This is a genomic window from Rhodanobacter thiooxydans LCS2, from assembly GCF_000264375.1.
In the GTDB taxonomy this organism is placed as follows: Bacteria; Pseudomonadota; Gammaproteobacteria; order Xanthomonadales; family Rhodanobacteraceae; genus Rhodanobacter; species Rhodanobacter thiooxydans.
The window spans coordinates 24,020-37,509 of record NZ_AJXW01000003.1; the positions used below are offsets into that span (position 1 = coordinate 24,020).

12 protein-coding genes are annotated in these 13,490 nt (G+C 69.8%); 2 read left to right on the forward strand and 10 right to left on the reverse strand.

What is annotated here, in order from left to right:
- The first annotated feature begins 44 nt into the window (after nucleotides 1–44).
- The gene (locus UUA_RS00440; RefSeq protein ID WP_008433313.1) at nucleotides 45–542 is read left to right on the forward strand and encodes a hypothetical protein; all 498 of its coding nucleotides are present in this window, start codon (nucleotides 45–47) and stop codon (nucleotides 540–542) included.
- Between the two features lie 210 nt (nucleotides 543–752).
- Here UUA_RS00440 and UUA_RS00445 read toward each other — a convergent pair whose 3' ends face one another.
- The 7 genes from UUA_RS00445 to UUA_RS00475 form a co-directional block, all read right to left on the reverse strand.
- A complete protein-coding gene (locus UUA_RS00445) occupies nucleotides 753–2,810 on the reverse strand; it encodes a TonB-dependent copper receptor (RefSeq protein WP_008433314.1) in 2,058 nt (685 codons plus the stop codon).
- Nucleotides 2,811–2,941: 131 nt separating this feature from the next.
- Entirely contained in the window at nucleotides 2,942–3,352 is a 411-nt protein-coding gene (locus UUA_RS00450; protein ID WP_238532985.1) for a DUF2946 domain-containing protein, read from the reverse strand.
- A 138-nt stretch (nucleotides 3,353–3,490) separates the two neighbouring features.
- A complete protein-coding gene (locus tag UUA_RS00455) occupies nucleotides 3,491–4,306 on the reverse strand; it encodes a prephenate dehydrogenase/arogenate dehydrogenase family protein (RefSeq protein ID WP_039953364.1) in 816 nt (271 codons plus the stop codon).
- Nucleotides 4,303–5,409 carry a PLP-dependent cysteine synthase family protein gene (locus UUA_RS00460; protein ID WP_008433317.1) on the reverse strand — a complete coding sequence of 369 codons (1,107 nt, stop codon included), beginning with the start codon at nucleotides 5,407–5,409 and terminating at the stop codon, nucleotides 4,303–4,305. The genes UUA_RS00455 and UUA_RS00460 overlap by 4 nt, the downstream gene beginning before the upstream one ends.
- A gap of 14 nt (nucleotides 5,410–5,423) precedes the next feature.
- Nucleotides 5,424–7,379: a pyridoxal phosphate-dependent decarboxylase family protein gene (locus UUA_RS00465; protein WP_008433318.1), complete on the reverse strand. Its 1,956-nt coding sequence runs from the start codon at nucleotides 7,377–7,379 to the stop codon at nucleotides 5,424–5,426.
- On the reverse strand, nucleotides 7,376–7,780 hold the full coding sequence (locus tag UUA_RS00470; RefSeq protein WP_008433319.1) for a SirB2 family protein: 405 nt from the start codon (nucleotides 7,778–7,780) through the stop codon (nucleotides 7,376–7,378). Before UUA_RS00470 ends, UUA_RS00465 begins: the two co-directional genes overlap by 4 nt.
- An 83-nt stretch (nucleotides 7,781–7,863) precedes the next feature.
- The gene (locus tag UUA_RS00475) at nucleotides 7,864–10,146 is read right to left on the reverse strand and encodes a nitric-oxide reductase large subunit (protein WP_008433320.1); all 2,283 of its coding nucleotides are present in this window, start codon (nucleotides 10,144–10,146) and stop codon (nucleotides 7,864–7,866) included.
- 162 nt (nucleotides 10,147–10,308) lie between these two features.
- On the opposite strand from UUA_RS00475, the gene UUA_RS00480 reads away from it, so the two are divergent.
- Nucleotides 10,309–10,995: a DUF2238 domain-containing protein gene (locus tag UUA_RS00480; protein ID WP_008433322.1), complete on the forward strand. Its 687-nt coding sequence runs from the start codon at nucleotides 10,309–10,311 to the stop codon at nucleotides 10,993–10,995.
- Here the strand turns inward: UUA_RS00480 and UUA_RS00485 are convergent.
- The 3 genes from UUA_RS00485 to UUA_RS00495 form a co-directional block, all read right to left on the reverse strand.
- Nucleotides 10,992–11,840, reverse strand: coding sequence for a universal stress protein (locus UUA_RS00485; protein ID WP_008433325.1), 849 nt, complete (start codon nucleotides 11,838–11,840; stop codon nucleotides 10,992–10,994). The genes UUA_RS00480 and UUA_RS00485 overlap by 4 nt on opposite strands.
- 26 nt (nucleotides 11,841–11,866) lie before the next feature.
- Nucleotides 11,867–12,439 carry a GNAT family N-acetyltransferase gene (locus UUA_RS00490; RefSeq protein ID WP_008433326.1) on the reverse strand — a complete coding sequence of 191 codons (573 nt, stop codon included), beginning with the start codon at nucleotides 12,437–12,439 and terminating at the stop codon, nucleotides 11,867–11,869.
- 238 nt (nucleotides 12,440–12,677) lie between these two features.
- Nucleotides 12,678–13,439, reverse strand: coding sequence for a cyclic nucleotide-binding domain-containing protein (locus UUA_RS00495; RefSeq protein WP_008433327.1), 762 nt, complete (start codon nucleotides 13,437–13,439; stop codon nucleotides 12,678–12,680).
- Nucleotides 13,440–13,490: the final 51 nt, after the last annotated feature.

Below are 13,490 nucleotides of genomic sequence, written 5' to 3' on the forward strand. Positions count from 1 at the left end.
TTTCCCCACCCGCGGCAGCCGTGCCGCTTGCCGGAGTCTCCCGCATGAAATCGGTCAAAGCTGTTTTAGCACTGGCGTGTGGCCTGGGCCTGGGCCTGGCGGCACAGGCGTCCCCCCAGCACAGCCATGAAAGCCACCCGGCGCACGCCGCCACCGCCGCCGCGCCGGCGCCGGCACAGCGCTGGACGCCGGATGCCCCGCTGCGCGAAGGCATGCGCCGCGCGCACACCGCGGTGGCCGAGCTCGCCCACTACGAGATGGGCCACATGAGCGCGCCGATGGCAGCCGATCGCGCCGCCGAGGTGGAAAGCGCCGTGACCTACATGTTCGCCAACTGCAAGCTGTCGGCCGAACCCGATGCCGCGCTGCACGGCATCCTGGTGCCGCTGATGAGCGCGGCGCAGACGCTGAAGGCGGACCCCAAGAAGGTTTCGGCGGTAGCCGACATGCGCGCGGCGATCGCGCACTATCCGCAGTACTTCAACGACCCGGGCTGGGACAAGCCGGTCCCGGCCGAGCACGTGATGCACGACGAGCCGTGAGGCAGTGCGCTGCGGGCGGCGCGTGAAGCGCCGTCCGCAGCGCGTGCGCGACGCCGTCAGAGCCTGTGAAGAAAACCACTTCCTGTGGTTTTCTTCTATCGCTGAGCCCGGTACAGGCCCGGACTCGCTCACGCGAATCAGGCACTTGTGTGCCCGATCCGCGCCCGGCCATCCCTGGCCGGGCTTCGAGGCTGAAAAAATCACAACCTCTCAGAGTTTCACGTCGAGTTTCAGCCAGCCGGTGCGGCCTGGCTCGTTCACCCGCAGCGTGTTGACGTAGCCGACCAGTCCCGCGCTCGCCGCGTTGACGTGCTCGGCGTAGGTCTTGTCGAACAGGTTGTCGATCCCCGCGCTGAGCGTGAGCGTGCGGCTGAGGCGCCAGCCCGCGTTGAGCGAGAACACGCCGAAACCGTTGCTGGGCCCGAGGTCCTGGCCGACGATATTGCCGCTGCCGGGCGCCACCCGGTGCTGCGCCGTGGCCAACCGCCACAGCGCGCCCACCGACCAGACGCCGCTGTCGTAGGTGAGTCCGAAGCGCGCCTCCAGCGGCGGCATCTGCGGCAGTGGCCGGTGGTCGCTGCGGTTCTCGCCCCAGGCCCAGGCCAGCGTGGCGTCGCCCTTCCAGCGCGCGTCGAATGCGTAGACCAGTCCGGCCTCGGCGCCGGCGATGCGCGCCTGCACGTTGCGCGCCTGGCTCTTGCCCGCCGTACCGCTGCCGTAGTCGAGCAGGATGAAGTCGTCGACCACGCCGAGGTAGCCGGACACCCAGCCCTTCAGTCGCCTGCCGTCGCCGAACTGCAGGCCGGCGTCGAGCTGGGTGGTCTTCTCCGGCTCCAGTCCGCGGAACGCGGCGACGCTCTTGTCGACGTGCCGGCCGAACAGCTCCCAGTAATCGGGGAAGCGCTCGACATGGCCGATGCCGGCGTAGACCGTGGCCGGCGCGGCGGCCAGGTCGCGCTCGTAGCGCACGAAGCCGGATGGCAGGGTCGACGCGCGGCTGGCGGCGCCCTTCGCTGCGCCGCCCGTGCCCCCGGAGGTAGACAGGTTGTAGCCACGCGCCTGCGCGCGGTCGACGCGTGCGCCGCTGACCACGCGCTCTCGTTCGGCCACCGTCCAGCGCAGCTCGCCGAAGATGCCCACCGAGCCCATGCGCGCATCGCGCAGGCGGGGCTGCGTGCGGTAGTCCGGCAGCTTGCCGCCGGCCGGGCCGCCCATGCGGGCGGTGTGCGTGTTGGTGGAACCGTCGGCGCCGGCGACCAGCTCCAGCGACTCGTCCCAGGCGAAGCTGGCGGCGATCCGTCCACCGGACGTGCGGCGCGCCACGTCGTTGGCCATCGCCATCGACATCTTGCTGCGCGGGTCCGGGCTGCGCAGGGTGTAGTTGTCCATCACGTGGTCGGCGTAGTTGTAGTAGAGCTGGGCGTCGAGCTTCTGCAGCGCGCCGCCGGCGTAGCGCTGCTCGAACTTCAGGCCCACGCTCTCGCGCAGGAACTGCGCGCCGTCCATGCTGCTGAAGGCATAGGCCGCCTTGCCGTCGCCCTTGCCGGCGGTCAGCTCGACGCGGGTGTCGTCGTCCGGCGTCCAGCCCAGGGTGAGGTCGGTGTTCCAGCGGTCGTAGTAGGAATGCACGCGGCGGCCGTCGCCGTCCTCGTAGTCCTGGGCGTGGGTGTGGTTGGCGCTGACGCCCATGTAGACGTCCGGTGTGCCGGCGCGCAGGTCGACCATCTGGTCGTTGCGGCCGTTCGATCCGCCCAGCAGGCTGCCCTCGAACGTATGGCCCGGCTCGGTGTACCGCTTGAAATCACGCTCGAACAGCACCGTGCCGGCGGAGTTGCCCGGGCCGTACTGCACGGTCTGCGGCCCCTTGATCACGGTGACGCGGTCGTACAGCTGCGGCGAGATGTAGGCGGTGGGTGGGTCCATCCGCGACGGGCAGCCACCGCCGATCTGGCCGCCGTCGACCAGGATGTTCAGCCGCGAGCCGACCATGCCGCGCAGCACCGGATCGCCGTTGCTGCCGCCCTTGCGGATGACCGCGAAGCCGGGGATGGTTTTCAGGAAATCCGCGCCGTCGCTGGCCGGCACCGGCTGGCGCGGCGCCTTCGGGTTGGTGGTCACGGTGAGCGGTTCGTCCTGCATCACCGCGGTAACCACGATTGGCGCGAAGACCTGGACGGGCGGCTCGGTGGCCGCCGCGGTCAGCGGTGGCGCCAGCAGCAGGGTGAGCCCGATCGTGTGCGCCAGGGCGCGGCGGATGGGAAGGGGCACGGCGGGGGCGTGCGGCGACGATGGCGCAGCCGCACGGGCGCGCTCGCAAAAAATACGGGCAGACATGGCATTCCTCGATGTTCTGGCGGGGCGGCGGGCGCGGGAGTACGCCGGCCGCGGGTCAACGCAGATCAGCTGAGCAGGAAGGCCGGCGGGCCGCGCGGTACGGCGGTCAGCGTGGAACGTTCGGAGCCGCGCCGCGGTGCGGTCGGCACTACCGGGCGCGAGCTGGCCTGTTGCGGCAGCAGGCCGGGCAGCCAGGCGATGACCACCAGCAGCGGGCTGTGGCCGAGCAGGCCGCAGTAGCCGCACTGCTCCATCGGCATGCCGTCGTGGTCGTCGTGCGTGTCGCCGGATGGCTGCTCGCCGGCATCCCCGGCGGGCATCTCCATCGCCATGTGCATGGCGTGCGGCGCGTCGTGCGCGGAACTTGCGGCGACGCTGGCCAGGGTACGGGAAACTACCGGCGCGACGATGGTCAGGCCGAGCGCGAACAGCGCCAGCCAGGCAAACAGGACGCGGATTTTACGCGCGTGGCGCAAGGACTTCCCCGGCAGCCCGACGCAGGGCTTCGACAGGCGCATGCTGCCATGCGATGCCATGCAAGGCGTTGTGGCATGGCGCCGCAGCGGTTGCGGTTGGCCGGGTTCCGGCGGCGAGGCCGTGCAGCTCGCGGAGGTTCAGGCGTCGGCTTCGGGCGGCGCGGGAATCGCCAGGCTGTCGCCATCCGCATCGGCCAGCAGTTGCCGGTGCACGCGTTCGAGTTCCGCCAGCAATTGCGTGCGCGCTTCGGCCGCGAACGGGTTCTCGCGCTGGATCGCCGCGAACAGGTGGCCGGCATCGCCACGCACCGCGTCCAGCATGTGGCGCATGCTCTGGAACGAGGGCGGCGCCAGCGGCAGGCCATCGTCCACGCCGAGCTCGATCAGGCCCTTGGCGACGAAGAATGCCAGCGCGTGGGTCTTCGCCATGGCGCGGTCGTGCGCTTCCGGGTCCAGCTCGACCACCTCGCAGCCGAGTTCGGTGAACAGCTCGCGGGCGCGTACGGCGGCTGCGGGGTGATCCGCAGCGGGGCAGATCACCGTGCGCCGCGGACGCTCGTTGCGGGCCAGGCTGAGCGGGCCGAACAGCGGGTGCGTGCCGACGTGCGGAATGGCCGCGCCGAGCAGCTCGTCCATCGTGGCGCAGGGATGCATCTTGACGCTGCCCACGTCGAGCACGGTCTGTCCGGCATGCAGCAGCGGGCGCAGCGCGAGCAGGGTGTCGCGTAGCCGCGGCACCGGCATCGCCAGCACGATCCATGCTGCGCCGTCGATTGCCGCCGGCATCGACGCGGCGGCCAGTGCGGCGGGGATGTCCGCGTGCGGATCCCAGGCACGCACGCTATACTCCGCCTGCAGCAGCAGCCCGGCGAAAGCCTGGCCGAAGCGGCCGTAGCCGAGCACAGCCACCGCCGCGGCGGGTGGTGCAGGTTCGCGCGGCCTGGTCGCGCTCATGCGCTGAGCGGTGGGCGGCCGCAGGCCAGGCTGGCGCGCAGCGCGGCCGTCCATGGCGCGAGGTCGATGTCGTGGGCGGCCAGCCACGACGGATCGAACAGCGTCTGCGCGTAGCGTTCGCCGCGGTCGCACAGCAGGCTGACGATGCTGCCGCGTTCGCCGCGCGCGCGCATCGAGGCGGCCAGCTGCAGGCAGGCGACCAGGTTGGTGCCGGACGAGCCACCGTAGCGGTTGCCGAACAGGTCCTCCAGCAGCCAGGCGCCGGCGATCGAGGCGGCATCGGGCACTTCGATCACCCGGTCGACCACCTCGAAGATGAAGCCCGGTTCCACCCGCGGCCGGCCGATGCCTTCGATCAGGGTCGGCTGGCTGGCCACCGCCTGCGCGTCGCGGTTGCGCCAGCCGTGCACGTAGGCGCTGCCGGCCGGTTCGGCTACGCACAGTTGCGTGTGCAGGCGGCGGTAACGCAGGTAGCGGCCGATGGTGGCCGAGGTGCCGCCGGTGCCGGCGCCGCAGACGATCCAGGCCGGCTCGGGTTCGGCTTCCAGCACCAGCTGGCCGATGATCGACTCGGCGATGTTGTTGTTGCCGCGCCAGTCGGTGGCGCGCTCGGCCAGGCCGAACTGGTCCAGGTGGCAGGCGCCGCGCGCGGCGTGCTCGGCGGCGCGCGCATGCACCTGCGCGGGGTCGTCGACCAGGTCGCACTCGCCGCCCAGCGCCTGCACGTCGCGGATCTTGCCCGGCGCGGTGCAGGCCGGCATCACCGCGATGAACGGCAGGCCGAGCAGGCGCGCGAACCACGCCTCGGAGATCGCCGTGCTGCCGGAGGACGCGTCCACCACGGTCTGCCCGCCGCGCAGCCAGCCGTTGCACAGCGCGTACAGGAACAGCGAGCGGGCCAGGCGGTGCTTCAGGCTGCCGCTGGGGTGGGCAGCCTCGTCCTTGAAGTAGAAGTCGATGCCGTGGAAGCCGGGGAAATTCAGCTTGAGCAGGTGGGTGTCGGCCGAGCGTGCCGCCTCCTGCGCCAGCTTGGCCAGCGCGGTGTGCACCCAGCGCTGATCGCTCTCGCGTTGCGGGTTGACCAGTCGCAGGACGCTGTCCATCGGAGACTCCGTGATCATGGATGGGACTCCGCGCCAGCGTGCAGGGCGTGCACGCGCCGGGCGAGGAAATCGAAGTAGCGGTCGATGTAGCTGATGCCGTTCTCGTGGTCGATCAGGTACGGGTTCATCAACGTGTGGCGCAGGATCAGCAGGCGGTCCTCGTCCGGGTCGAGGCTGGCCGGGTCCAGACCCAGCGCGGCGAAGATGCGCGAGGTCTGCGCCGGACCCAGCATGTCCGGGCGCAGGCTGGTCACCGAGCCGAAAAACTCCTTCGTCTGCAGCGGCTGGCGCGGGTCGCAGCGCAGGCTGTCGTGCAGCTCGCGCACGAAGGCGTTCGCCGCGGCCACCGAGGTGTTGCCGCAGGGGTTGAGCGCGAGGCAGACCAGATTGCTGTCCGGCGCGAACGGCACCAGCGCATGCACGTCGTCGGCCAGTTCCAGCGCGAAGCGCTGCGCACGTGCGTGGAAGGTTTCCGCCGCGCGCACGGTGGCGCGCGGCAGGGCGCCGAAGTGGGCGTGGTCCAGCGGCAATACCTTGTGCGTCACGTACACCGCGGCCGCCGCTGCGCCGGATTTCGAGCCTTCCGGAATGAACTGTCCCAGGCTGCGGTAGCGCGCCAGATAACCGGCGGGTGTGGTGGCGTGGAACACGTAGTCGGCGCGCTCGGCCAGCAGCGCCATCGCGCGGTGGTCGCGGCAGATGAAGGCACCGCTGCCGTAGGGCAGGTAGCCGAGCTTGTGCGGGTCGACGGTGGCCGAGTCGGTGTCGCCCAGCGCGGCGAACGCCGCATGCACCGCCGGGGTGGGGAACTGCACGTAGTCGGCGGCCACCTCCTCGCGCGTGCGCAGCGAGCCGTCCTCGTGGCGGAACAGCGTGGCCAGGTAGCCGCCCCAGGCGGCGTCCACGTGCACGGCGAAATCCAGGCCGCTTGCGCGCGAGACCTGCCGCGCGGCGAGCACGGCGTCGATCGGGTCGATGGTGCCGTACTCGGTGCCGCCGAGCACGGCCACGCACATCAGCACGGGCTGGCGCTCGCGCGCGCAGCGCTCCAGCGTGGCGCGCAAGGCAGCGGGGTCCAGCCGCATGCCGTCGGTGGGCAGCAGCTCCAGCTGGTCGCGGCCGAGGCCGAGCAGCTTCAGCCCCTTGCTCCACGAGTAGTGCGCGGTGACCGGCGCCAGCACCAGCGGCACGCGCAGTTGCGGGTGCACGGCGAAGAAGCCGGCCAGGCCGCGCTGCTCGATGCGTTCGCGCTCCACCCGCTGCAGCCAGTGCGCGCGTTGCGCCGGGGCCTGCGCCGCCAGCCAGTGCTGCCAGGCTTGCAGCAGTGCGATGGCGTCGGCGGGGGCGAGGTTGAAGGCGGCCCAGTCGTCCGCCGGCAGCGCCAGCTCCGGCACGCCGGCAGCGCGCAGCGCCACCGGAAACGCCTTCAGTGCCAGCGCCAGGCGCAGCGCCTGGTAGTTGGCCAGGGTGCCGCCGGAGGTGAGGTGGCCGAACGCGCAGGCTTCCTGGGCCGGGTCATGCGGATAGCCGAGCATGCGCGCCAGCTGCAGGCCGGCCTGCACTTCCATGTCGACGGTGACCGGCGCGGCGTCCTCGCTGACGTTGTTCGGGTTGTACGGCAGGGTGAGCATCTGCGCGGCCAGTCCCGGCAGCAGCAGGTCGGAAGCCATATGGCCGATGTAGCGCGGGCTGTGGAACGGCACCGACTTCTTCAGCGCGGCGGAGAGCTGATGCAGCTCGCGGCGCATGCGCGATTCGAAGGCGAGGTAGTCCGGATGATGCGCGGCGGCGGTGGCGATCGCCGGCGGATCCTCCGGGTGGAAATTGCGCCGCCAGTAGACGTGGTCGCGCAGGAACTCGACCATCATCTTTTCGAGCAGCGTGTCGTTCTCGCCGTAGGGGCCGAGGAAGCAGGCGTCCAGCGTGTGGTCGCGCGGCTCGACGTGGTCGAACGGTTGCGCGGCGCTCATGCCAGCCACCCGTGCAGCCAGCCCAGCGGGTGATGCATGCGGGCCACGCCCAGCATGTAGACGTAAGTGGCCAGTGCTGCCATGAAGAAGCCCAGTCGTGCGCGCGGCGTGCGTGCCCGCTTCAGCGCCAGCGTGGCGAGCACCACGTAGGCCACCAGCAGCACCAGCTTGGTGGTCAGCCAGCCGTTGGCGAACAGCGCGCGGGGCAGGATGCTCAGCAGCATCAGCGCGGCGGTGAGCAAGGTGGTGTCGATGGCGTAGCTGAGCCAGCGCACCGGTTCCCATTGCGCGGCGCCGGCATGGCCGCCCTGCACCAGCAGGCCGCGCAGGGCGAACAGCGACCCGCTGGCCAGCACGCAGGCGATGTGCACCCATTTGATCTGCGGATAGAACTCGAGCATGCGGGTTCCGGAATTCGGGATTCGGGAAAAGCATCAGGGCGCGCCGTGCGGCGCGCCCTGACGTACGTCATGTGCGCGAGGAATCACGCGCTCTCGGGGACGCCTTGCGGCAATGGTGCGCCGGCCGTCCGCCGTTTCGGCCACAGCCACAGCGCAGCGACGAACACCGCGATCAGCAAGGCGCCGACGGCGAACAGGGTGTCGCCCGGCACGCGCATCCACACCAGCATGTGGATCAGCGGGCGGTCCATGAACTCGGCCGAGCGGGCGAACCAGTAGCCGTGTTCCAGCACCGCCTTCAGCTGCAGGATACCCAGCGGCAGCAGGGTCAGCACGGCCATCATCGACAGGCCGATGTTGAGCAGCCAGAACGCGCCGCGCAGCCAGCCTTCGCGCCACTCGGCCTGCGGCTTGATGCCGCGCAGGCAGAACAGCATCAGGCCCAGGCCAAGCATGCCGTACACGCCCATCAGTGCGGTGTGGCCATGCGTGGCGGTGAGGTTCAGGCCCTGCATGTAGTACAGCGCGATCGGGGTGTTGACCAGGAAGCCGAGCAGGCCCGCACCGATCAGGTTCCAGAAGCTCACCGCCACGAAGAACATGATCGGCCAGCGGTAGCGCGCCATCCACGGCGCGGCATGCTGCTTCTTCCAGGTGTCGTGGGCTTCCAGCCCGATCAGCGCCAGCGGCACCACTTCCAGCGCCGAGAAGCTGGCGCCCAGCGCGATCACCGCCGTGGTGGTGCCACTGAAGTACAGGTGGTGCAGGGTGCCGAGCACGCCGCCGGCCATGAACACGATGGTGGCGAACAGCACGTTGGTGGTGGCGCTGCCTACGCGCAGCAGGCCCAGCTTGACGAACAGGTAGCTGATCACCGCGGTGGCGAACACCTCGAAGAAGCCTTCCACCCACAGGTGCACCACCCACCAGCGCCAGTACTCGACCATCGCGATGTGGGTGTGCTCGCCCCACATCAGGCCGGCGCCGTAGAGCAGGCCGATCGCCACGGTGGAGAGGAACAGCAGGCCCACGATCGAGGCGCCTTCCTTGCCGCCGCGCATCGCCGGCCACAGCGCGCGGCCGACCAGGAACAGCCACAACATCAGCCCGATGAACAGGAAGATCTGCCAGAAGCGGCCGAGGTCGGTGTACTCCCAGCCCTGGTGGCCGAACCAGAAGTTGTACTGCAGGCCCATCTTGTCCATCACCGCGAACCACTGGCCGGCGAACGAGCCGACCACGATCACCAGCAGGCACACCCACAGGAAGTTCACGCCGAGCCGCTGGAACTTCGGCTCATGGCCGGAGATCAGCGGCGCGATGTACAGCCCGGTGGCCAGCCACGCGGTGGCGATCCACAGCACCGCCAGCTCGGTGTGCCAGGTGCGGGTGAGGCTGTACGGCAGGTAGTTGGCCAGCGCGAAACCGTAGGCCTGCTGGCCTTCCACCTGGTAGTGCGCGGTGGTGGCGCCCAACAGGATCTGCGCCAGGAACAGCGCCAGCACGGTCCAGAAATACTTGCCGGTGGCCTTCATTGAAGGCGTCGGCTTCAGCTCGGTGAGCGGGTCGCGCGAGGGGATCGGCGGCAGCGGCTCGTGGCTCACCTGGCGCGCGTGGTGCCAGCCGAGCAGGCCGATGCCGAAGATCAGGAACAGCACGCTGAACACCGACCACATGAAGTTGGCCGGCGTGGCGGTGTTGCCCACGGTAGTGTCATAGGGCCAGTTCTGGGTATAGCTGATGGTGCTGTCCGGCCGCTCGGCGGCGGCGGCCCAGCTGGTCCACCAGAAGAACGCGGTGACCATGCGGCGATGTTCCATCTCGGCGATGGTGTTCTCGCGCATCGCGTAGCCTTCGCGTAGCTTGGCGGTGGCCGGGTCGTTGCTGAACAGGCTCATGTAGTGCGCGGCCACCACTTCCATTGCCTGCGCACGCAGCGGCGACACGGTAATCGTGTCCTTGGCGGCGTCGTAGGTGTTGTGGCGCAGCTCGGGCTGGATGCGTGCCTTCAGCGCCGCCTGGCGCTCGGCGTCGAGCGAATCGAACGAAGCGGCGCCTTCGTCGCGCGCCAGCAGCTCCAGCATGGCGACCGCTTCGCGGTGCAGCCAGTCGGCGCTCCAGTCCGGTGCGAGCAGCGCGCCGTGACCCCAGATCGAACCGAGCTGCTGGCCGCCGATGCTCTGCCACACCTGGCGGCCTTCCTCCATGTCGGCGCGCGTATACAACGTGCGGCCATCGCTGCTGACCACGGCCGAGGGCAGCGGTGGCGCCTGCTGGTGGACCTCGTTGCCGACCCACAGCAACACGGCGAAGGAAGCTACCAGCAAGGCGGCGAGGCCAAGCCAGAGTTTTCGGGTGGTACTCATTGCGCATCTCCCTTGAAGGTGCGCGCATGCTCGGCGAGGCGGGCTCGGTTGATCTTGATGCAGGTCAGACGGCCCGGGCAGCGCGCCGCGCAAATTGTCGCAGCGGCGCGCCGGCGGCATGGCATGATCGGCGCAACGCGCAGCGCTGACGGAACTGCAGGCATGAACGATCGACGCCGGCCGCTGGCGAACAGCCGATTCCCGTTGCTGCTGCTGGCGGTTTTCCTGGCCGTGGCGGTGGCGCTGGGCATCGCGCCGCGCTACCGCCAGGACTGGCTGATGGAGAACGTGCTGGTGCTGCTGGCACTGCTGGCGCTGGTGCTGGGGTTTCGCCGGCTGCGCTTTTCGGATGCCAGTTATGCGGCGCTGTTCGTGTTCCTGCTGTTGCACGAGATTGGCGCGCACTACACCTATTCGGAAGTGCCGTGGGACCGCTGGTTCGCGGTGCTGAGCGGCTTCTCGCTGGATGCGGCGCTGGGCCTCTCGCGCAACCATTTCGACCGCGCTGTCCGTTTCGCTTACGGCCTGCTGGTGACGCCGGCGATGGTGGAGCTGGTGGCCGCACGCACGAGGTTGCCCGGCCTCTGGCACTGGCTGGTGCCGGTCGGCCTGATGACCGCCAGCTCGGCCCTGTACGAGTTGTTCGAATGGGCTGCCGCGGTGCACTTTGGCGGCGATCTCGGCGTGGCCTATCTAGGCACGCAGGGCGATCCGTGGGACGCGCAGCAGGACATGCTGCTCGCCCTGCTCGGCAGCCTTGCCGCGGTCGCGCTGGTCGCCACGGCCCGGCGTCGCCGTCGCCATGCCGCGGCGCCGCCATCGCGCCCACGCCGGGTGGGTCGTCCCTAGTGCTGCATCAGCACCGGGATGGTGGCTTCTTCCAGCACGCGCCGGGTGGCGCCGCCGAACACGCGCTCGCGCATGCGCGAGCGGCCGTAGGCGCCCATCACCAGCAGGTCGGCGTCGATGTTGCCGACTTCCTTCAGCAGGATCTCGCCGGCCATCGGGGAGGAGGCGCGCACGTAGCTGGGCCTGGCCACGATGCCATGGCGCAGCAGGTAGACGAACGGGTCGAAGCGCGGGCGCCCCTGGTCGCCGTCGCGCACATCGCCGTCGACCAGGGTGGCTTGCCGCGCTACCTTGAGGAACGGCAGCGCGGAGTGGATCGCGCGGATCGCCTCGAGGCTGCCGTTGCAGCCGATCACGATGCGCTCGAAGCGCAGTTCGCCCGCCCAGCGCGGCGGCAGCACCAGACAGGGTGTGCGGCAGTCGAGGATCGCTTCGCCGAGGATGTCGAACAGGCTGGACGCCTGCACCATGTCACGCTCGATCACCGCCAGGTCGTGCCGCGCGCCGAGCCAGCGCAAGGTGGGCGTGATGCCGGTGCGGGACACGACCCAGTCGGCGTTGCGCACGCCGGCATGGCGCGCGAACGAGCCGAACGCAGCGTGCTCGTCGGCCAGCTCGGCCCGCGGTTCGAGCAGCAGGCCGAGCACGGTGGGTTCGCCGCCGGTTTCGTTGCCGGCGAGTTTGCGCAGCGCGGGGTCGACGTAGCAGCCGGTCAGGTTGGCTCCCCAGCGCGCCGCGATGGCAACGCCGGCGACGGCGGCGGGACTCCACGGGGCGGTGTCGGTCACCAGCGCGAGGATGTCGCCCGGCCGCGTCACGCGCGGCATGGTTTCGGTGCTTGTCATGGCGGGTGGTCCGGCCTCGGCGGTGTTCAGAGTTCGAGGGAGTGGATGACCTGGGTGGCGTCCTGCGGATCGAGCCGGCGCTGGAAGCCCAGGAAGGCGGCCAGCTCGCGCATCGATTCGTTGGCGGCGGCGTCGATGGAGAACATGCGGCGGAATCCGTTCTTGCGCGCGATCTCGATCAGCCGCCGCATCAGCAGCACGGCCAGACCGCGGTGGCGCCAGTCGTCGGCCACGGTCACCGCGCATTCGCACTGCTTGTCGTCGCCGCTGGCGCTGTAGCGGCTGACGCCGACCAGGCGCAACTCGCCGTCATCGTGGGCGAGTGCGACGAAGGCCATGCGGTCGCGGTAATCCACGTCCATCAGGCGGTCGAGCAGGGCCGGGCTGGCTTCTTTCACCTGGCCGAGGAAGCGGAAACGGCAGGCCTGTTCCGACAGGCGGTCGATGAACTCCGCTTCACGCTGGCGATCCTCCGCGCGCAGCGGGCGTACCAGTACCGGGCTGCCGTCGTTCAGGGTCTCGATCCAGTGGGTACCCTCGATGGCGCCGAACGGTGCGGCGGAGGCGGGGGTAGGTTCGGTACGGCGGACATGCGACATGGTCTGCTCCCGCGGCGGATGAATCGTGGCTGGTGCCCATGCTGGAGCGGACGGCGATCGCGGCATGGCGGCTTGCGTGATCGAGTTCTACGCCGGCTCGCGGCGGCCCGAGTTGATTTCAGTCAATCGGCAGGAACGCAGGTGCGCGCCGCGTGCCGGCGAGCGAACCGCCGCGCGTGGCATCGGCCGGCGCAGCGCCGGGTCGTACAGGTCCGCGACGGTTCGATTTGCGGTTTTCTCAACCGGCGCCGTGCCGTTTCGTCGACGTCGTGCCGCTGTGGCAGAGGCTGGCGAGCAGGTCGGAGCGAAGTATGCGCACCGACTTGCGGTTGACTTCGAGCACGCCCATTTCCTCCAGCCGCGAGAACAGGCGGCTGACCGTCTCGACCGCCAGGCCGAGGTAGTTGGCGATGTCGTAGCGCGACATCGGCAGCGAGAGCGCGATGCCGTCGCGCTGCAACCGCTGGTAGCGGTCGGCCAGGCTCTTCAGGAAGATCGCCAGTTGCTCCTGCGCCTGCTGCCGGCCCATCATCACCAGGTGGCGGTGTTCCTCGATCACCTCGCGGCTGATCACCCGCATCAGCTGGCGCTGCAGCGCCGGCACCTCGCTGACGACCTGCTGCATCCTGCCATACGGCAGCTCGCAGATGCTGCTGCGTTCCAGCGCCTCGGCCTGGCTGACGTGCCGGTTCAGCGCCAGTGCGTCGAAACCGACAATTTCGCCGGGCAGGTGGAAACCCAGGATTTGCACGTCGCCGCTCTCGTCCTGCACGAACGTCTTGAGCGAGCCGGAGCGCACCACGTAGAGCGCCTCGAACGGGTCGCCGTCGCGGTACAGTGTGCCACCGCGGTCCAGCGTGCGCTTGTCGCGCACCGTGGTGTCCAGCCGGTCCAGGTCGGTGCGGTCGATGCCAGCGGGCAGGCAAAGCTCGCCCAGCGCACAGGAGGAGCAACTGCGCCGCAGCTGGTTCAGGTCGAATATGTTGGCTTCAGAAACCATCAACGCCCTCGCAAAGCTGGGGGAAAGGCGCCTGTGAACCGGCTTGCGACC